This is a genomic window from Paraburkholderia sp. SSBN10T (assembly GCF_056619545.1).
On the sequence record NZ_JBWQQI010000009.1, the window covers coordinates 206,790 to 225,045 of the forward strand.

The window sequence follows — 18,256 nt, forward strand, 5'->3', positions numbered from 1 at the left end:
TACGATCCATCTGATGATTACCCGGCTCAGTGCGCTGCCGCGCGTTGCTGCATGAATGCTTCGATTTGCGGCAAGGTCACGTAGCCGGCATGCGCCGTATCGATCTCATCGAAGTGCCTGGCCACCATCGGCATGCCGGCTGCGGCTTGTTGCCGGGTCAGCTTGCCGTCCTGGGTGGTATTTGCGCTGGCAAAGCGGCTTTGCAACTGCTGGGCCATCTGCGCCATGCGCTGCGGGTTGCCGCCCAGCGGCTGTGTCGTGGTTTGCGCGAAGGCGCCGGTGCAAGCGAGGCACAGCGCCAGAGTCGTCAACAGCTTGTTCATCTCGTTCTCCGTGGAGTCTTTCGCTGAACGTCGCCAGCCTTGTGCCGCGAACCGTTCAATGACAGACCGAATTCTTCTCGACTCCGCCGGGGATGGCAATTTGAAAATCATGTCGGGATATGTCGCGGCGCGTGCGACACGGAATGAAACAAATTACGGTTGCCGTTCGCCGTGCAGTTTGCGTATCTTTCGCCGGTCGGCGCAACGAGCGCTCCAATCGGTTCGGCAAAGGATGTCAGCAATACGAACCATCTGGATTCCGTCTTCATGAGTGAAGACGCGTGCCATCCTTCACCGCATCAGGAGTTCTCGTGAAAATTCGATTTGTCTGTGTGTCCGCGGCTGCGGCCTTTGGCTTTGTCTATTCGGCGAGCGTTTTCTCGCGCGTGGTCGTCTCGTATGGGCCCGCGGCCGTGGTCGGTGCACCGCCACCCGCGCCGGAACCGCTGCTTTCTTGCACGACCATTGTCGTGCCGCCGCCGACCAACTACGGCGTGATACCCGCGGCGAACGTACGGTACGCGCAGCCGCTTATGGCTGTGCCGCATTGACGTGCGACGCCTGCTTACGGCTTTTTGACCTCGGCCGCCATGCCGCCGGACGAGGCAGTTGGTAGCGGCGCAAACGGTAGCTCGCTGCGCATCGCGAGCTGATAAGCCGCGTTCAGGCGCGCCATGTCCTGTTCGCGCTCGCTGGCCTGCACGTTGCGCAGCTCAGGTAGTTCGAGCGTCACGGGCCGGCACAGCGGATAGTCGCGCACGCGCAGTTCAGGCGCGATAGTAGTGAAGAACGCCGTAGTCGGCACGTCGAAGCCAGCCGCGATATGAACCGCCGCGGTGTCGGAGGTCAGCATGTAGCGAGCGTGCCGGACCCACGCAAGGAAGTGAGCCGTGTCTGGCGAGAGGGCACTGACATCCACGTAATGCGGGTGATCCACCGCGCCAAACCCGAGTACTGGCAGGCCGAAGTGCTCGAACAAACGGCCGACCAGGTCGCTGCGTACCGGCTGCGCGATGCTGCGGATCGGCGTGCTCGCGGTGGGACAAAACAGCACGTAGGGCCGGTCTTGCCACGCGTCAGGCAAGGGCGGCAACGGCAAGGTTTGCAGCCAGCGATTAGCCTTGTGAGTGGACGGCACGCTTGCCGGCTGCACGCCGAGCGCGGCAAGGAAAAAGTCGATCATCGGCAACGACATGAAGCCGGGCCAGAAAAGATGATTACCGATGTCTATACGGACTTCGTCACGCGGGATCGCGTCGAGCGGCCACGGCAATGTACGAGTGGCCGCGACGCTGCCCTCGGCAAGCGCGTAGAGCTGTTCGACGTAGGACGGCGCCAGTTCGGGCCGGTATACGATGAAGCGCATCTGCGGATGGGCTTGCCGGATCGCATCGAGCGCAGTCAAGCCGATGATCGAGTCGCCGAGCGTGACGCCCATGCCGTTGATCACATGGACTGTTGCGACTTGCGAGTAGTCGAGTTCGAAGGGTTGCGCCGCTGCGTTGAGGATGCCGGGCTGGCTCGCGAGCGCGAGATGCTCGCCGATCTCGGTGTCGCATTGCTCGAGATCGTATGGCGCAACAATGCGGCCGTCGGGAGCAAGCAGGGATCCAGGATGGGTGAGCGCGTCGTCTGCACGTAGTTCCAATTGAATCGTTCCATGGAATGTGCCGGGGCGTACCGGGACGCCATGCACGTTGCGAGGCGCGATGCACGCGCGGCAGCGGAATTATGCCCGTTTGCAGCGAACGTCGCAGTAAGGTGGCCCATCGGCCGCGCCGAACCGGTTAACGCGAAGGCACCCGGTTCGGCATGCACGGTTCAGTCCGGCGCGGCCGGTTTCGTCAGGCTCGCACGCAGTTCCTTGCGAATCACCTTGCCGGTGGCCGTCAACGGCAGGCTGTCGACGAAGCGTATCTCGAGCGGATACTCATGCGCGGCAAGCCGCGTCTTGACGTGCTGCTGAATCTCGCGCACCAGTTCCTCACCAGGCACAAAGCCCGCGTTCAGCACCACGAATGCCAGCACGATCTCCGTGCGCTGCGCGTCCGGTGCACCCACCACAGCCGCCATGCAGACCGCCGGATGTTGCAACAGGCAGTCTTCGATCGAGGCTGGCCCGATCCGGTAGCCGGCACTCGTAATCACGTCGTCGTTGCGACCGACAAAGCGGATGAAGCCGTCGCTGTCGCATTGGCCGAGATCGCCGCTCAGCAGATAGCGGCCACGGAATTTGTCGCGCGTGGCGGCATCGTTGCGCCAGTAGCCGAGGAACATGACCGGATCCGGGCCGGCAATCGCGATGTTGCCGATCGTGTCGTTAGGCAGGGGGCGGCCGTTATCGTCGACGATCGCGACCTCATGCCCCGGCACCGCCTTACCGATGGCTCCGATACGCGGCTCGAAGAGCGACGCACACGACGACACCACGACGTTGCACTCCGTTTGCCCATAGAACTCGTTGATGGTCACGCCGAGCGCAGCACGTCCCCACGCGATCAACTCTTCGCCGAGCGATTCGCCGCCGCTCGCCACCGCATGCAGTGACAGCTTCCAGCGTTCGGGATGCGCGACCGTGCGCATCATCTTGAGCGCAGTCGGCGGCAGGAATGTGTGGGTGACCGCGTGGCGCGCCATCAGATCGAACGCGGCCTCGCCGTCGAACTTCTCAAAGCGGCGCGCGAGCACAGTCACGCCGTGATGCCACGCGGGCAGCAGCACGTCGAACAGGCCGCCTATCCACGCCCAGTCGGCGGGCGTCCAGATCAGCTTCGCCTCGGCGGGAAAACAGGCCTGCGACAGTTCGACGCCCGGCAGGTGGCCGAGCAGCACGCGCTGCGCATGCAGCGCACCCTTCGGTTTGCCGGTGGTGCCCGAGGTGTAGATGATCACGGCGGGATCGTCCGCGGCGGTGTCGGCCGGCGTGAAGGTGGCGGACTCGGCATCGAGCGCGCTCCAGAATGAGGATGCCTCATGAGCCGTGGCGGCCTGCTCCGCGTCGATGCAATACACCGCCTTCAGTTCGGGCAGCGTCTGGCGGATTTCGGCGAGTTTCTGCAGGCCTGCCGTGTCGGTGATGAGCGCCGCCGAAGCGCTATCGGCGAGGCGGTACTGGATCGCGTCGACGCCGAACAGCGCGAACAGCGGTACGGCTATGCAGCCGGCCTTGTAAGCGGCCAGATGTGCGATGGCGGTTTCGGGCGATTGCGGCAAGAAGATCGCCACGCGGTCGCCCTGCACGACGCCGCTGCGGCGCAGCGCGTTGGCGAATTGATTGGAGCGGGCCTTGAGATCGTCGAAGCTATAGCGTGTCGCGCTGCCGTCGCGATGTTCGTAGATCAGCGCGAGGCGGCCCGAGCCGTCGGCCCATTTGTCGCATACGTCCACGCCGATGTTGTATCGCGGCGGAATCTGCCACGCGAATTTTTCCGTCAATGTTGCGTACGTCTGCGCTGCCGGAAGCATTGCTTCCCTCCTTGGCCGATGTGAGTGAGACCGCCGCACGCCCAATCCAGTGGGGCCACAGACTGCCGATGGCGGGGACCCCCTGCGGCTTCGATCGTACGCTGCGCATCGTTCAACGGCCAGGGAAAAATCGCTCGATGGGACCGCCTAAAAACTCAAGGAGTGCAACGCATCTTTACGGGATTCGAGAGAATCGCGGGCGTGATTCATGCCACAATTCAGACCGGTTTTTGAAGGATCGTATGGATACGCTACAAAAAATGCGCGTGCTGGTTCGTGTCGTCGAGTCGGGTAGTTTCACGGCGGCTGCACAGCATCTGAATACCACGACGGCATATGCGTCGCGCGCGGTCTCCGACCTCGAGGCGCATCTGCGCACGCGGCTCCTGAATCGCACGACGCGCCGCCTCGCGCTCACCGAAGCGGGTGAGCGCTACCTGCATCGGTGCGAACAGATTCTTGCGTGTGTCGATGAAGCCGAGGCCGAAGCGAGCGATGCGATTGCGCATCCGTCGGGCAAGCTGAAGGTGCACGCCATGACCGGCATAGGCCAGCATTGCGTGGTGCCGCTGGTGGGCCGTTATCGGCAGCGCTATCCGGATGTGAAGGTCGAGCTGACGCTCGCGCAGCGCGTGCCGGACCTGCTGGACGAAGGCTACGACATTGCTCTCGTATTGGCCGACGATTTGCCGGACTCCGGGCTGGTCTCGCAGCGCCTCGGCGGCACTTTCAGCGTTGCCTGTGCGTCGCCGGCGTACCTGGAGCGCCACGGCGCGCCACAAGTACTCGCCGATCTCAGCGCGCATACCTGCCTGCAAGCCGTGACGCCGGCTTTTCCTGCTGACGAATGGACCTTTCAAGGGCCGCACGGCCGTGAGACGTTCGTGCTTGGCGCAACGACATTCAGGGTCAATATCGCCGATGCATTGGCGGTAGCCATCACAGAGGGTATGGGCATTGGCCTGTTGCCGCTCTATTCGGCCACCGGCGGTCTGCGCAGCGGCGACCTGGTGCGGATTCTTCCGGACTATACATCGCAGCACCTGAACGTTTACGCGGTTTATCCGTCGCGCCTGTATCTCGATGCGAAGATTCGATCTTGCGTCGAGTTCCTGCGCGAGGAACTTCCAGCCACGCTTGGCGATGCATGTCTCGATACTGTTGAGACGAGTGATCTGCTTTCCTAAAGGTGTTTTTGCTGCGCTGCATGATGGCTATTTCGCCGCAGCGCAGCATGTCACTTTGACAAAGGGGAAACCCGCAAACGGTAATTGTGGCCTCCTGATTGACCTGGATCACAGGCAGTGCCCTAATCGGGAAACCCCTAACATCCCGTAGTCATGGTTCGCGTTAGTCTTGCTCGCAGAGGAGGCAAACCATGAGACGCGTATTTAATATTGCTGTACTGATGCTTCTTGCGTATCTGACCGTGGGCCGCGCGCTCACTCATGCGCAAGCCGGCGGAGAAGGCTCTATTTCATGCGAAAAGGGCGCCGAGCTGGTGAGATTGGGGGCCATGGACAAGGGTTTTTCGGAAACGGCCTCCAGCGGACAGGGTCAAAACTTCCTGTCGAGCTGCCTCGTGACGGGCGAGGCACGCGTCAACGATGATCTGGTCGCGCGCGACTAGTATCCACACATTGCCGACTGTATTAAGCGCCTGATGCATGACGCGTCAGGCGTTTGGCATACCTGCAGTATTCCCATCCGGCCCGGCCAGCGCACGCAGTCTGCGTTCAATCTGCTCGAACGAGGGCCTGGCGAAAACGTCTTCGTTTAAGCACTCGTCTTTCAATTCCCGCAGCGCATCGACGGTAGTCGCCGAGGTGTTATGCGGGTTACATCGGTCGATCAATTCTTCCAGCAAGCAGGCGAATGCCCGCACTTCGATGCGCTGCAGCAGAGGTGCGAGGGTCAGATCTGTTCGTGCATAGAACGATGCGGCGCCGAAATCGCCGAGCAGGGCGCGCCCCTCGCCGCAGTGCAGAATATTGTGGGCATACAGATCGCCATGCATGATGCCTTGCTGATGCAAGTGGCTGGCCGCCGCAGCGATGCCACCTGCGATGCGTAACGCTGCGCTCAGCGTGAAGCGGGTCTCGTCGGGATAGATGTCCCGCGTGCACGACGCGAGACTGGGCGGCCCAGCCAGATTCCTGAATTGCGGATCGATCAACTCCATCACGAGGCCATGATTGTCCTTGGGGTGGTCCTTCACTTTGCCGAGCACCGGAATCAGGTTGGCATGGGTGCCCGCGTTGATGCAGGCGGCCATCTCGCAGTGAGGCAAACCATCGCTCGTCACCGAGCCTTTGAACAGCTTGAGCGCAACCTCGCGAGATTCAGCGCCAGGGCGGCTGTGCGCCGCACGATAGATCACCCCCGAGGCGCCTTCGCCAAGTGGATCGTGCAGGTCCAATGCGTCCCAAGGCATCTCCGCGATGGGCGTGTCCGTCAGTGCGGCGGCTTCCAGTGCCTCGGTGAACGGATTGCCCGCATAGGCAAGCCATGAGAGCCGCGGCAGCGCGAGCAGCCACTCGGGCAGCGCGGTCAGCCGGTTCGCGGCGAGGCGGATCAGTTCGAGACGGGAGCAGGCGGCCAGTTGCGGCGGTAGTGTCTGCAGACGGTTACCCGCGAGCATGAGTTTCTGAAGCTGCGTGCACTTGCCGATCTCCGGCGGCAGCGCCTCGATCTGGTTGTCGGTGAGAATCAGCCAGCGCAGCGCAGGCGGCAATGCCCGGCCCGGGACGTTACGAATGCGGTTGGCCTTGAAGCCCACCATGCTGAGGTGCTCGCATTGCCCGAGTACCTCAGGCAGCTCGGTGAACGCGTTGTCGGAGCAAAAGATAATGCGCAGCTTATGCAGGCGCGGCAAGTCGTCGGGCAGCGTGGAAAGCGCATTGCCCGACAGATCGAGAATTTCCAGCGTATCCGCCAGAGCGAAAATTTCACGCGGAAACTCGCTGAGTCCGCAGGCTAGCTTAAGGCGCTGCGTACCGGTCAGTTGTCCGGCACGCAGTTGATCGAGGGTGGTGGTCACTATGGTGAGGCGAGCGCGCCGCGAGGTTGATTCCGTTGGGGGCGATTTTACTGGCAAGCCGCAACGATGCGGCGTAACTCGTGCTTACCTCACGCCACGCGGCGGAATCCGTTCGATAGTCGGGTAAGTCCCGATGACAAGCGATTCAAGGCGGTTTACCGCGAAATGGCACGATCATGCTTTTATTTACACGGCCAATCCTCGCACGTATCATGGGTCGAACATCATTCCAATCTGCCTCGCAGAAAGCTCATCAAGGAGACGCCGGATGCATGTGAAAGACCTGTTTCAACTGGAAGGCAAGGTGGCGCTGATTACCGGCGGCTCGCGCGGGCTCGGTTTGCAGATGGCCGAGGCGCTGGGCGAAATGGGCTGTCGCGTCGCGATTACCGCGCGCAAGGCCGACGAGCTGGTGCAGGCACAAGCGCATCTGCAAGGGCAAGGCATCGAAGTCCGAACAGTGGTCAACGATCTCGCCAGATTCGAGAGGATTCCCGATCTTGTCAGTGAGGTGCTGGAGGCGTACGGCCACATCGACATTCTCGTCAACAACGCCGGCGCGACATGGGGCGCCCCGGCGGAGGACTATCCCGACGAGGCCTGGCACAAGGTCATGAACCTGAATATCAATGCACCGTTCTTTCTGGCGCGCGAAGTGGGCAAGCGCAGCATGATCCCGCGCCGGGCGGGAAAGATCATCAACATCGCCTCCATTGCGGGCCTAAAGGGCGCGCCAGCGGGGATGAACACGATTGCCTACAACACTTCGAAGGCCGCTGCGATCAACTTCACGCGGGCGCTGGCATCGGAATGGGGCCGCCACAATATCAACGTGAATGCGATTTGCCCGGGGTTCTTTCCCTCGAAGATGTCGGCGGGGCTGCTCGCGACGATGGAACAATCGATCATCGCGCATTCGCCGCTGCGCCGGCTCGGCGGCGAAGAAGACCTGAAGGGCTCGGTGGTGTTTCTCGCCAGCGAGGCGTCGCGCCATATTACCGGGCAGCATCTCGCTGTGGACGGCGGCTCAAGCATCGTGTGACGGCGCGCGAAAGCACGCAAAAGCGCCAACTCTGGTCCACAGGAGACACTCATGCCCATGAACACGCTTCATCACGCACATTGGCCGGCTAGTGTGCCGCGCCATTTGAGCTTGCCGCAGACCAACCTGTTTTACAACGCAGAGGTCTCGGCAGCACGCTTTCCGGACAAGCCGTTCATCATCTTCTACGACACGCCGGTGAGCTTCGCCCAGTTCAAGGATGAAGCCGAGCGGATCGCAGGTTTCCTGCAGCAGGAGTGCGCCGTCAAGGCGGGCGACCGGGTGCTGCTGTACATGCAGAACAGTCCGCAGTGGGTGCTGGCCTATTACGGTATCTTGCGGGCCAACGCGGTGGTGGTGCCGGTCAATCCAATGAATCTGACCGACGAGGTGCGCCACTACGTGCAGGACAGCGGTGCGACAACCGCCATCGTGCCGCAGTGCCTGTATGCACAGATCGAGCCGTTGCTGGGCGACGGTCCCGAGCAGGGACTCAAGCATGCGATTGTCGCAACCTATAGCGATTACCTGAAACAGCCGCCGTCGATCACACCGCCGGAGTTTATTGGCGCGCCGAGGATAACGATCGAGCATCCCGGCGTGACTGCGTGGAGCACGGTGCTCGAACGGCGCCTCGCGCCGGGACCGCTGATTGCCGGGCCGGACGACCTGTGCGTCATGCCATACACGTCGGGTACGACCGGTAAGCCGAAGGGATGCATGCACACGCATCGCAGCGTGATGAGCACGCTGGTGGGTTGCAGCGTCTGGTTCGGGGGATCGCAGGACAGCACGCACCTGTCGGTTTTGCCGATGTTTCATGTCACCGGCATGCAGGGCGGCATGAATGCGCCGTTGTATGTGGGCGCAACGATCGTCATCTTGCCGCGCTGGGATCGCGATGCCGCGGCACACTGCATGCAGCGTTATCGCGTGACGTCGTGGCAGTCCATCTCGACGATGATGGTCGATTTTCTGTCGAACCCTAAACTTGCCGAATACGATCTCTCCAGCCTGAGCGGGACGCGTGGAGGCGGCGCGGCGATGCCCGAGGCGATAGCCCGCAAGCTCAAGGCATTGACCGGCCTCGACTACGTGGAAGGCTACGGCATGTCCGAGACGATCGCGGCTACGCACATCAACCCGCCGCAGCGCCCGAAGCCGCAGTGCCTCGGCATTCCGGTATTCGATCTCGATGCGCGAGTGATCGATCCGGCCACGCTGCAGGAACTCGCGCAGGGTGAAACGGGCGAAATCGTCGTGAACGGTCCGCAGATCATGCAAGGCTATTGGCGCAATCCCAAGGGGACCGCTGACGCGTTCATCGAGCTCGACGGCAAGCGTTTTTTGCGCACCGGCGATCTGGGCCAAATCGACGAAGACGGTTATTTCTTCATGACCGACCGGCTCAAACGGATGATCAACGCGTCGGGCTACAAGGTGTGGCCGGCGGAGGTGGAGGCGCTGATGTACCGGCACCCGGGCATTCACGAGGTATGCGTGATCGGCGTACAGGACGAACGCCGGGGCGAGACCGTGAAGGCGCTGGTCGTGCCCACTGCGGGGTACGCGGGTACGCTGAGCGAAAATGAGATCATCGCCTGGGCGCATGAGCATATGGCTCCGTACAAGGCGCCGCGGCTCGTCGAGTTCGTGACGTCGCTGCCCAAGTCCGGCAGCGGCAAAATATTGTGGCGCAAACTACAGGAAGAAGACGCCGCGCGAATGGCGGCGGCCGGTGGCAACCGGGCGTGATGCAGGTCGGCGCGCCGGTGGCTGGAACGTTCGCCTGCATCGTTGAAGTAGGGCTGTTTATCCGAGGACACTTATGATGAATCCCGCGCTCGACATTCCTGACGTTCGTCACCTGGTTTCACCGGAAGAATGGCAGGTGCGCCTCGATCTGGCCGCGGCATACCGGCTGGTGGCCCTGTTCGGTTGGGACGACCTGGTGTTCACGCATATTTCTGCGCGGGTGCCGGGGCACGACGACCAGTTTCTGATAAATCCCTACGGCTTTTTCTTCGAGGAAATCACCGCTTCCAGTCTCGTCAAGGTCGATCACCACGGCCAGCCCGTGATGCCGACGCCGTTCGACGTCAATCCCGCGGGTTTCGTGATTCATAGCGCCGTGCATGAAGCGCGGCACGAGGTGAATTGCGTGTTGCACACCCATACACCTCATGGCGTGGCGGTGGCGGCGCAGCAGGAGGGCTTGTTGTCGCTCTCGCAGCAAGCGAGCTTCGTGCTGACCAGTCTCGCGTATCACGCGTATGAAGGCGTGGCGCTGCGCGAGGCCGAAAAGGCGCGGCTCGTGGCGGATCTCGGCAGCGCCAACTACATGATGCTGCGCAACCACGGCTTGCTGACGTGCGGACGTTCGGTGCCCGAAGCGTTTCAGGCAATGTATCTGTTCGAAGCGGCTTGCCGGATTCAGGTCTTCGCGCAGGGTGGCGGCAAGCTGACCGAAGTGCCGCAGTCGATTATCGACACGATGGGCGAGCAGGCCCGCGAGGTCAGCAAGGGACAGGGCGCGAATCTGGTGTGGCCGGGGCTGTTGCGCCGGCTCGCGCGACGCAATCCTGGGTACGATCTGTAGCTTCAGCGGCCGTTTCGTGGCAACACGAGCATGGCTTCCAGGCCTTTGATCGCACCGTTGCGCAGCGTGAGGGTGCCGCCGTGGGCGGCCGCGACGCTGCGCGCAATCGTCAGCCCGAGGCCGGTGCCGCCGCTCGCGCTGTTACGCGAACCCGACACGCGGAAGTAAGGCTCGAAGACACGCTCGAGCAAAGCCTCGTCGGCGATGCCTGGGCCGTTGTCGCTTACGACGATGAGCAGCATCGAGTCGTCGTCGAACACGCTGATTTTCGCCTCCTCGCCATAACGGATCGCGTTGTCGAGCAGGTTCTGAAGGCAGCGCTTCAGATTGCGCGGATACCCTGACAAGGCACGCATCGCGTGTCCTTCGACGCTGACCTCATGTCCCGCTTCGCGGGCATCTTCGGCGAGCCCGTTCAGCATCGAATTGATCTCGATCGCATGACGTGCCTCGGTAATTTCCACGCCCTGCACGGCGTCAAGCGTGGCGCGGACCATCGCCTCCATCTCGTCGAGATCGCCGCGCAACCGCTCGCGCGCTTCGGTGTCGGGGAGCATCTCCATGCGCAGCCGCAACCGGGTGAGCGGCGAGCGCAGATCGTGCGACACCGCGGTCAGAAAACGGGTGCGTTCTGCGAGACTGCGAGTCAGTTGCTCCTGCATTGAATTGAACGACTGCGCGGCGCTGCGCACTTCCAGCGGTCCGGTCACCGGCAGCGGCGGCTGGTAGATATTGCGTCCCAGTGCCTCCGCGGCCTTTGCCAGATCCTTTAACGGCTTTACCGCAAAGCGCACGGCCACTAGCGCGAGCAGCAATACCGCGCTCAGGCGTACCAGATAGATCCGCAAGAGATAGTCGAGCACGAGCGATCCCGGCTCGGTCTGCATGCCGGCTTGTCCTTCGTTTGCCTGCACGTCGAGCCACTCACCTTGTGGGAGCCTCAGTTGCAAATGAAAATCGCCCGATGGCATGCGCGAGTTGAACAGGCTAAGGATGCCGTGATGATGTCCCATGTCGTCGCGCAACTGCACTTCGAGCAGGCGCACTTCGATTGGCTCGCCGAGACGCCGGCGGATCACACCCGCTATCAGGTCGGCGACTGCGCGCTGCGCGAGCGAACCCTCGGTTGCGGCAGCGGGTGCGTCGATCCATTGCAAGCGGTAGCGCGTGTCAGCGAGTTGCCCGGCGATCGCGCCGCGCGTGGTGTCATCGGGCGCATGCTGCAACAGCCGGACCGTATCGGCGAGGCGGCTGGCGAAGAGCCTTGCGGGGATTTCGAGCGTGCGGTTGTCGTGCGTTTCGAACCAGATCGTGCTGGTGAAAAGCTGCCCCGCGAACATGCCGACGACAAGAATCAATACGAGCCGCCCATACAGGGTGCCGGGCCAAAGGCGCAGTTTCATCGGTGTGGATATGAATGAATCGTCTGGAGTGCTTACGCTTCGTGCGTGACATCGGCCACCAGCATGTAGCCTTCGTTGCGCACGGTGCGTATCAACCCGGTGCGACGCACCGAGTCCCTGAGATGCTGGCGCAGACGGCTGATGCATACGTCGATCGAGCGGTCGAGCGGGGTGCGTTCCTTGCCGAACACGCGGTCCAGCAAGAATTCGCGCGAAAGCGGCCGGTTCGGATGATCGAGCAGCGTGCGCAGCGCGCGATAGTCGGAGCCACCGAGCGACACGATCACACCATCGGGCGAAAGCATCTGCTTCATGCGCGTGTCGAGTTTCCAGCCGGCGAAGCTCACGAACGCGGACGAATCCGCGAGTCGCTCGCCTGGCACGCTACGGGTACGACGCAGCACCACCTTGATCTTGGCGACCAGTTCGCGCGGATCGAAGGGCTTGGGCAAATAATCGTCGGCACCCATTTCCAGGCCGAGGATGCGGTCGAGCAGGCCGCCTCGTGCGCTCAGGATAATGATCGGCACGTCGCGTTCGCGCCGCAGCTCGCGTGTGATATCCAGACCGTCCTCGCCCTCGAGCATCAGATCGAGCACGACGAGATCGACTGGCGACGTGTTGATGACCTGCTTCATCCGCAGGCCGCTTTCGACGGCGGTGGCCCCGTAACCCATGCTGCGCAGGTAGTCCTGCAGTAGCTGGCGGATGTTCGGGTCGTCGTCGACAACGAGTATGTGGTCCATCGTGGGGTTCTTGTTTGCGGCTCGCCTGCCATGCGCAGCGCGATTCTTGCGATCGCGTCCGCGCCAACACATTCCATTACAAAACGGCCTTGTTTCAACACATCGCCATTACATTGCGCCGCTAAAGTGGAGCCCGCAAATGGCAATCATTCTCATTTACGAACTATACCATGTCGATTTTCCGGTTTCAGCCGTTCGTTCGCCCGTTCGGTGCGGCGATGCGTGCCTTGGCCGCCTGCGCTGTCCTCAGTTCGCTGACGCTCGGCGCGAGTGAGGCGGCATTTGCCGCGACAACGCCTGATGTGGCCACCGCGCCCGCACAGACCGTCACGGATCTGGCCGGCCGCACGATCCGCATTCCAGCGGAGCCGCATCGCATCCTGCTCGGCGAAAGCCGCTTGCTGATGGCGGTGGCGTTGCTGGAGGGCAAACAACCGCTCGCGCGCATCGTCGGCTGGCAAGGCGATCTGCCGACCATGGATCCGCAGACCTTCGACGCGTACGCGGAAAAATTCCCGGGCATCAAACAGATTCCGTTGATCGGCAAGGCCACGGAAGACAGCATCAGCGACGAGAAGGCGCTGAGCCTCAAGCCCGACCTTGCCATTTTCAGCCTCGCGGGTCATGGTCCGAGCCGCTATAACGCGCTCGTCAAACAGCTCGAGGCCACCGGCACGACCGTCGTATTCGTCGACTTCCGGCTGCACCCGATGCAAAACACGCTGCCCAGTATCGAACTGCTCGGCAAGGTGATGCACCGCGAGCAAGAGGCTAATGCGTACGCGCAGTTCTATCAACAGCATCTGGCGCGCGTCCAGGCGGTGGTCGGCCAGATTCCGCTCCAGCAGCGGCCCAAGGTCTTTATCGACCTGCTGGCCGGTGTATGGGACGCGGGTTGTTGCCACACCGCGGGCAACGGCAATTTCGGCGAGTTCATTCAGGCCGCAGGCGGGCGCAACATTGCCGCTGGCCTCGTGCCCGGCGTACTTGGCGACATCAGCATGGAGCAGATCATCGCGGCACAGCCCGACGTGTATATCGCCACCGGCAGCCGGAGCAAGCCGGGCCTCGCGTCGCTGCGCGTCGGCGCCTTGACCAGCGAGCAGGACGCGCAAGCCAGTCTCGCAACGCTGGTCTCGCGGCCAGGCTTCGATACCATCAAGGCGATTCATGACGGCCGCGTGCACGGCATCTCGCACAACTACTACGACTCGCCGTACAACATCGTGGCGATCGAGGCGTTCGCGAAGTGGTTCTATCCGCAGCAGTTCAAGAATCTAGATGTCAATGATACGCAGGACGAACTGTATCGCCGTTTCCTTGCCGTACCGCCCGATGGAGCGTATTGGGTGGATGGGCCGGGTCGGGCCACGCCGCTGGCGTCGCACTGAACGGGCGGTTCATGTCGACTCTTCAGCATCAGGCCGCACCGCTCGATTCGAGCGTACGGCGCTACCGGCGTCTCACCCAGCAACGCGTTTTGTGGCTCTGCGCCGTTATGGCGCTGATCGTTGGTTCGCTGCTGTTCGATCTGCGCACCGGGCCGTCCGGCTTGCCGTTGATGGCACTGCTGCATACGGTGTTCGACCGCGCCTCGGCTGATCCAGCAACCAGCGTGATCGTCTGGCAGATTCGTTTGCCGTACGCGGTGATGGCGTTGCTGGTCGGGGCATCGCTGGGGTTGTCCGGTGCGGAGATGCAGACCATTCTCAACAATCCGCTGGCGAGTCCTTATACGCTCGGGGTATCCGCCGCGGCTGCGTTCGGTGCCTCGCTCGCCATCGTGTTGGACATAGCGATTCCCGGCGTGTCGCAGACCTGGATCGTCTCCGCGAATGCGTTCGTTTTCGCGCTGCTTTCCGCGTTGCTGCTCGATTCGGTTGCACGCTGGCGCGGCATGAATACGGCAGGCGTCGTGCTGCTCGGCATCGCTCTGGTGTTCGCCTTTCATGCGCTCGTTTCGTTGATGCAGTTCATCGCATCAGCCGACGCGCTTCAGGGTCTGGTGTTCTGGACACTCGGCTCGCTTGCTCGTGCCGACTGGCCCAAAATTGCGATGCTGGCGGTTGCGCTGGCATTGGCCTTGCCGCTGTCGATGCGCAACGCCTGGACGCTGACCGCGCTGCGCCTCGGCGAAGACCGTGCGGCCAGTTTCGGCATCGACGTGCGGCGCCTGCGGCTTGCGACGCTGCTACGGGTGTCCGTGCTGTCCGCGCTTGCGGTGTCGTTCGTGGGCACGATCGGTTTCGTCGGGCTGATCGCACCGCATATCGCGCGCACCGTATTCGGCGAGGACCATCGTTTCTATCTGCCCGGCAGCATGTTGATCGGCGCGCTGACGCTGTCGCTCGCATCCATCGCGTCGAAGCTGATCATTCCGGGTGTGCTGATCCCAGTCGGCATCGTTACCGCACTGGTGGGCATTCCGCTATTTCTCGGCATTGTGGTTCGTTCGCAGGGGCAACTGGGATGAGCGGCCTTTGCATTCATGACTTGAGCGTGCGCTACGACAAACGCCAGGTGCTCACTTCGCTCGAAGCCGGTCCGCTGCCGCGTGGTCAGATCACCGCGTTGCTCGGGCCGAACGGCAGCGGCAAGTCCACCTTGCTGCGAGCGTTGGCAGGTCTCACGCGGGTTCACGCCGGATCACTGTCGCTCGACGGCGAAACGCTCGCATTGTCGGCGGCAAGCGCCCGTTCGCATAGCGTCGTGTACCTGCCGCAGGCGCTGCCTGCCGGTGTGCGCCTGCAAGTGCTGGAGTCGGTGCTGGTGGCGTGCCGCGCGACGCGTGGGTATGGCGGGTCGCTCTCGCGCTTTGCACACGCGGACGATCTCGCGCACGCCCACGCGATTCTGCGCCGGCTCGGCATCGAGAGTCTTGCTTCACGCTCGCTCGACGAGTTGTCGGGTGGACAGCGGCAACTCGTCGGTATTGCCCAGGCGTTGGTGCGCGATCCGCAAGTGTTGCTGCTCGACGAACCGCTCTCGGCGCTCGATCTGAATCACCAGTTCCATGTGATGCAGGTGTTGCGCGAGGTCACGCGCGAAAGCCGCATCGTCACAGTGGTGGTGCTGCATGACATCAACGCAGCAATGCGAGAGTGTGAACGCGCGATGTTGCTGCACGAGGGGCGCATCGTGCGCTTCGGGCCATCGACCGAAGTCGTCACGCCTGCGACGCTCAGCAAGGTATTCGGTGTCGCCGCGCGTATCGAGCCATGCTCGCGCGGCCACCATCAGGTTCTGATCGACGGTCTCGCCGTTCAGACGGGCATCGCCAGCCGTTAGCCATACAGTCGCATTCGCCACACGGCCCAGCCAGCCCTTTTTCAAGCAGCTTCTGACATGCATCGCACGGTGTCCTCGCGAGGGGGCGTCGCGTGCTCGCGTGCACGAGCGGCGCCATTCAAACTTCAGGACACAAATGAAGAAGACTCTTGTTATTGCCGTGTGTGCGGCGGGGTACGCCTGCGCGGCGCAGGCACAGTCGAGTGTCACGCTCTACGGCGTGATCGACGCTGGTCTTTCATATACCAGCAATCAGAAGGGCCACGCTGCGTGGCAGGCGGGCAGCGGCAATGTGACCGGCAGCCACTGGGGCCTCGTCGGACACGAGGATCTCGGCGGCGGCACGAAGGCGATTTTCCAGCTCGAAAACGGCTTTAGCGTGATGAACGGGACGGCCCGCCAGGGCGGCCGCGAGTTCGGCTATCAGGCTTACGCGGGGCTGTCGAACAATCGCTTCGGTACGGTGACGCTAGGGCGCCAGTACGACTCCGTGGTGGACTATGTTGCACCGCTTAGCTTCACTGGTGTTCATCCGGGCGGCAACAATCTGTCCGCGCATCCGTTCGACAATGACAACCTGAATAACTCGTTCCGGGTCAACAACGCGGTGAAGTTCGCCAGTAACTCGTACGAAGGACTGCGCTTCGGGGCGCTGTACGGCTTCTCGAACGAAGCAGGTGGTTTCGACGACAATCGGCTGTACAGCTTTGGGGCCGCGTACGACGCGGGTCCGCTGAGCCTGGGGGCGGGTTACCTGCAGGCGAACAACGGTGGCGGCAGCAACACGGACGGTGCGCTGACCTTGACCGATCGCACGTTCATCGCCGCGCAACAGCGCACCTATGGCGCAGGCGCGAGCTACATGCTTGGCGCGGCCAGGTTTGGCTTCGTCTGGACGCGCACGCAACTGGGCGGGCTCGATACGATCAACGGGGCGAACAGTCTTGGTCTGACGCAAAACGGCCAGGGGGCCAGTTTCAATAACTATGAAGTGAACGCGAGTTATGCGCTAAGTCCGACGCTCCGGCTGAGCGGCGAATACACGTACACGGACGCGGCGCTTTCCACGGCAAGTGGCGAGCATCATCCGAAGTGGCATGAGGTGTCGGTGCAAACCGATTACTTCCTGTCCAAACGCACCGATCTGTATGTTCAGGCGAGCTATCAGCATATCGTTAGCGATGGTTCGGGGCTGACGGCTGATGTTAGCGGGCAGACGATGTCTTCGACGGATCAGCAGGTTGTGGTGGGAGTGGGGATGCGGCACCGGTTCTGAGGACCGGTATTGATGCGCCCGGCGTTGCCTGCCGGGCCGACTTGAGATGCCCCGCGCTGCGTTTAGCGCGATTCCTGGGTGGAAACTGACGGATCAGGCGGGGAGCGAGCACATGATCGACGGACCGTATCGCATGCAAGCCAACAACATGCGGATGTTACTTTCGGCTACGCTAGCTGGTGTCGGAATTTCCTATGGCCCAACCTTCGTTTTCGGACCACATCTGCGCGCTAAAGAACTGGTCGAACTGTTGCCTGGCTATAAGGCAACCGAATTGACGGTGCACGCGGTTTATCCGACCGCGCGCTATGTGCCGTCGAAAGTGCGGCGCTTCATCGAGTACCTCGCCGAAGCTTTCGGCGATAGTCCACGGTGGGACGAGTATTAGCAGAGCGCGGCGAAGGCGCTCGATCTTTTGCCGTGCACTTCATTCATGACGTACGGCATGGTGTGTGTAACCTCAAGGAGATTGGCATGGCGCATGGCGAGCATAAGTACCAGGTCTCGGTGCAATGGACCGGTAACCGTGGCAGTGGCACGTCGGGTTATCGCGACTATGGGCGCGACCACACGATTAGCGCCGGCAGCAAGCCAGACATTCCGGGTTCGTCGGATCCCGCCTTTCTCGGCGACGCCACACGCTGGAATCCCGAAGATCTGCTGGTCGCCTCTGCATCGGCGTGTCACAAGCTTTGGTATCTGCATCTGTGCTCGGATGCAGGCATCGCGGTGCTTGATTACCATGATCGCGCGGAAGGCACAATGGTCGACGGCGCACAACACGGACAGTTTACGAGGATTGTGCTGCACCCGCATGTTACGATCCGACCTGGGGATGACCGCGAGCTGGCAGAGCGTCTGCACCATACGGCACACGAGAAATGCTATATCGCGAACTCCGTTAATTTCCCGATTGTCTGCGAGCCGAGCATCGAATTTGCCTCAGCTTGAGGGGTTGGAAAGTGTGAGCCTTATCTGTCGACGGTCCGCACTTTCTGTCGCGTCAAGCGGGGAGCGCGCTATTGCTTCCGCGCCGAAAGCAGATATCCGCAACCGCCGGCTCCAGCGGCGCGG

General features: G+C 62.2%; 18 protein-coding genes. 12 read left to right on the forward strand and 6 right to left on the reverse strand.

What is annotated here, in order from left to right; genetic code table 11:
- Positions 1-26: 26 nt before the first annotated feature.
- The gene (locus AC1ECK_RS16600; RefSeq protein WP_480320979.1) at positions 27-323 is read right to left on the reverse strand and encodes an EF-hand domain-containing protein; all 297 of its coding nucleotides are present in this window, start codon (positions 321-323) and stop codon (positions 27-29) included.
- A gap of 311 nt (positions 324-634) precedes the next feature.
- On the opposite strand from AC1ECK_RS16600, the gene AC1ECK_RS16605 reads away from it, so the two are divergent.
- The gene (locus AC1ECK_RS16605; RefSeq protein WP_480320981.1) at positions 635-874 is read left to right on the forward strand and encodes a hypothetical protein; all 240 of its coding nucleotides are present in this window, start codon (positions 635-637) and stop codon (positions 872-874) included.
- A gap of 14 nt (positions 875-888) precedes the next feature.
- On the opposite strand, the gene AC1ECK_RS16610 is transcribed toward AC1ECK_RS16605, so the two are convergent.
- Together AC1ECK_RS16610 and AC1ECK_RS16615 are read right to left on the reverse strand one after the other, a co-directional pair.
- Entirely contained in the window at positions 889-1,971 is a 1,083-nt protein-coding gene (locus AC1ECK_RS16610) for a glycosyltransferase family protein (RefSeq protein WP_480320983.1), read from the reverse strand.
- A gap of 173 nt (positions 1,972-2,144) precedes the next feature.
- Positions 2,145-3,788 carry an acyl-CoA synthetase gene (locus AC1ECK_RS16615; protein ID WP_480320985.1) on the reverse strand — a complete coding sequence of 548 codons (1,644 nt, stop codon included), beginning with the start codon at positions 3,786-3,788 and terminating at the stop codon, positions 2,145-2,147.
- Between the two features lie 242 nt (positions 3,789-4,030).
- Here AC1ECK_RS16615 and AC1ECK_RS16620 point away from each other — a divergent pair, with 242 nt between their 5' ends.
- Together AC1ECK_RS16620 and AC1ECK_RS16625 are read left to right on the forward strand one after the other, a co-directional pair.
- Positions 4,031-4,975: a LysR family transcriptional regulator gene (locus AC1ECK_RS16620; RefSeq protein ID WP_480320987.1), complete on the forward strand. Its 945-nt coding sequence runs from the start codon at positions 4,031-4,033 to the stop codon at positions 4,973-4,975.
- A gap of 191 nt (positions 4,976-5,166) precedes the next feature.
- On the forward strand, positions 5,167-5,418 hold the full coding sequence (locus AC1ECK_RS16625; protein WP_480320989.1) for a hypothetical protein: 252 nt from the start codon (positions 5,167-5,169) through the stop codon (positions 5,416-5,418).
- Positions 5,419-5,463: 45 nt separating this feature from the next.
- Here AC1ECK_RS16625 and AC1ECK_RS16630 read toward each other — a convergent pair whose 3' ends face one another.
- Positions 5,464-6,828 (reverse strand): leucine-rich repeat-containing protein kinase family protein, encoded by a 1,365-nt coding sequence (locus AC1ECK_RS16630; protein WP_480320991.1) that lies wholly within the window; start codon positions 6,826-6,828, stop codon positions 5,464-5,466.
- Between the two features lie 268 nt (positions 6,829-7,096).
- On the opposite strand from AC1ECK_RS16630, the gene AC1ECK_RS16635 reads away from it, so the two are divergent.
- The 3 genes from AC1ECK_RS16635 (at position 7,097) to AC1ECK_RS16645 (ending at position 10,469) form a co-directional block, all read left to right on the forward strand.
- Complete coding sequence (locus AC1ECK_RS16635; RefSeq protein WP_480320993.1) at positions 7,097-7,870, forward strand: SDR family oxidoreductase; 774 nt, start codon at positions 7,097-7,099, stop codon at positions 7,868-7,870.
- A gap of 57 nt (positions 7,871-7,927) precedes the next feature.
- Positions 7,928-9,625 carry a long-chain fatty acid--CoA ligase gene (locus tag AC1ECK_RS16640; RefSeq protein WP_480321079.1) on the forward strand — a complete coding sequence of 566 codons (1,698 nt, stop codon included), beginning with the start codon at positions 7,928-7,930 and terminating at the stop codon, positions 9,623-9,625.
- Positions 9,626-9,701: 76 nt separating this feature from the next.
- Positions 9,702-10,469 (forward strand): class II aldolase/adducin family protein, encoded by a 768-nt coding sequence (locus tag AC1ECK_RS16645; protein ID WP_480321081.1) that lies wholly within the window; start codon positions 9,702-9,704, stop codon positions 10,467-10,469.
- A 2-nt stretch (positions 10,470-10,471) separates the two neighbouring features.
- On the opposite strand, the gene AC1ECK_RS16650 is transcribed toward AC1ECK_RS16645, so the two are convergent.
- Positions 10,472-11,872, reverse strand: coding sequence for an ATP-binding protein (locus AC1ECK_RS16650; RefSeq protein WP_480320995.1), 1,401 nt, complete (start codon positions 11,870-11,872; stop codon positions 10,472-10,474).
- A gap of 32 nt (positions 11,873-11,904) precedes the next feature.
- Entirely contained in the window at positions 11,905-12,618 is a 714-nt protein-coding gene (locus tag AC1ECK_RS16655; protein WP_480320997.1) for a response regulator, read from the reverse strand.
- Positions 12,619-12,836: 218 nt separating this feature from the next.
- Here AC1ECK_RS16655 and AC1ECK_RS16660 point away from each other — a divergent pair, with 218 nt between their 5' ends.
- From AC1ECK_RS16660 to AC1ECK_RS16685, 6 genes are all read left to right on the forward strand, one after another.
- The gene (locus AC1ECK_RS16660) at positions 12,837-14,009 is read left to right on the forward strand and encodes an ABC transporter substrate-binding protein (protein ID WP_480321083.1); all 1,173 of its coding nucleotides are present in this window, start codon (positions 12,837-12,839) and stop codon (positions 14,007-14,009) included.
- Positions 14,010-14,020: 11 nt separating this feature from the next.
- Positions 14,021-15,091 (forward strand): FecCD family ABC transporter permease, encoded by a 1,071-nt coding sequence (locus AC1ECK_RS16665; protein ID WP_480320999.1) that lies wholly within the window; start codon positions 14,021-14,023, stop codon positions 15,089-15,091.
- The gene (locus AC1ECK_RS16670) at positions 15,088-15,906 is read left to right on the forward strand and encodes an ABC transporter ATP-binding protein (protein ID WP_480321001.1); all 819 of its coding nucleotides are present in this window, start codon (positions 15,088-15,090) and stop codon (positions 15,904-15,906) included. Before AC1ECK_RS16665 ends, AC1ECK_RS16670 begins: the two co-directional genes overlap by 4 nt.
- Positions 15,907-16,042: 136 nt before the next feature.
- Positions 16,043-17,182, forward strand: coding sequence for a porin (locus AC1ECK_RS16675; RefSeq protein ID WP_480321003.1), 1,140 nt, complete (start codon positions 16,043-16,045; stop codon positions 17,180-17,182).
- Positions 17,183-17,228: 46 nt separating this feature from the next.
- Positions 17,229-17,570 (forward strand): LysR substrate-binding domain-containing protein, encoded by a 342-nt coding sequence (locus tag AC1ECK_RS16680; protein WP_480321005.1) that lies wholly within the window; start codon positions 17,229-17,231, stop codon positions 17,568-17,570.
- 86 nt (positions 17,571-17,656) lie between these two features.
- A complete protein-coding gene (locus tag AC1ECK_RS16685; protein ID WP_480321007.1) occupies positions 17,657-18,133 on the forward strand; it encodes an OsmC family protein in 477 nt (158 codons plus the stop codon).
- The last annotated feature ends 123 nt before the right edge of the window (positions 18,134-18,256 follow it).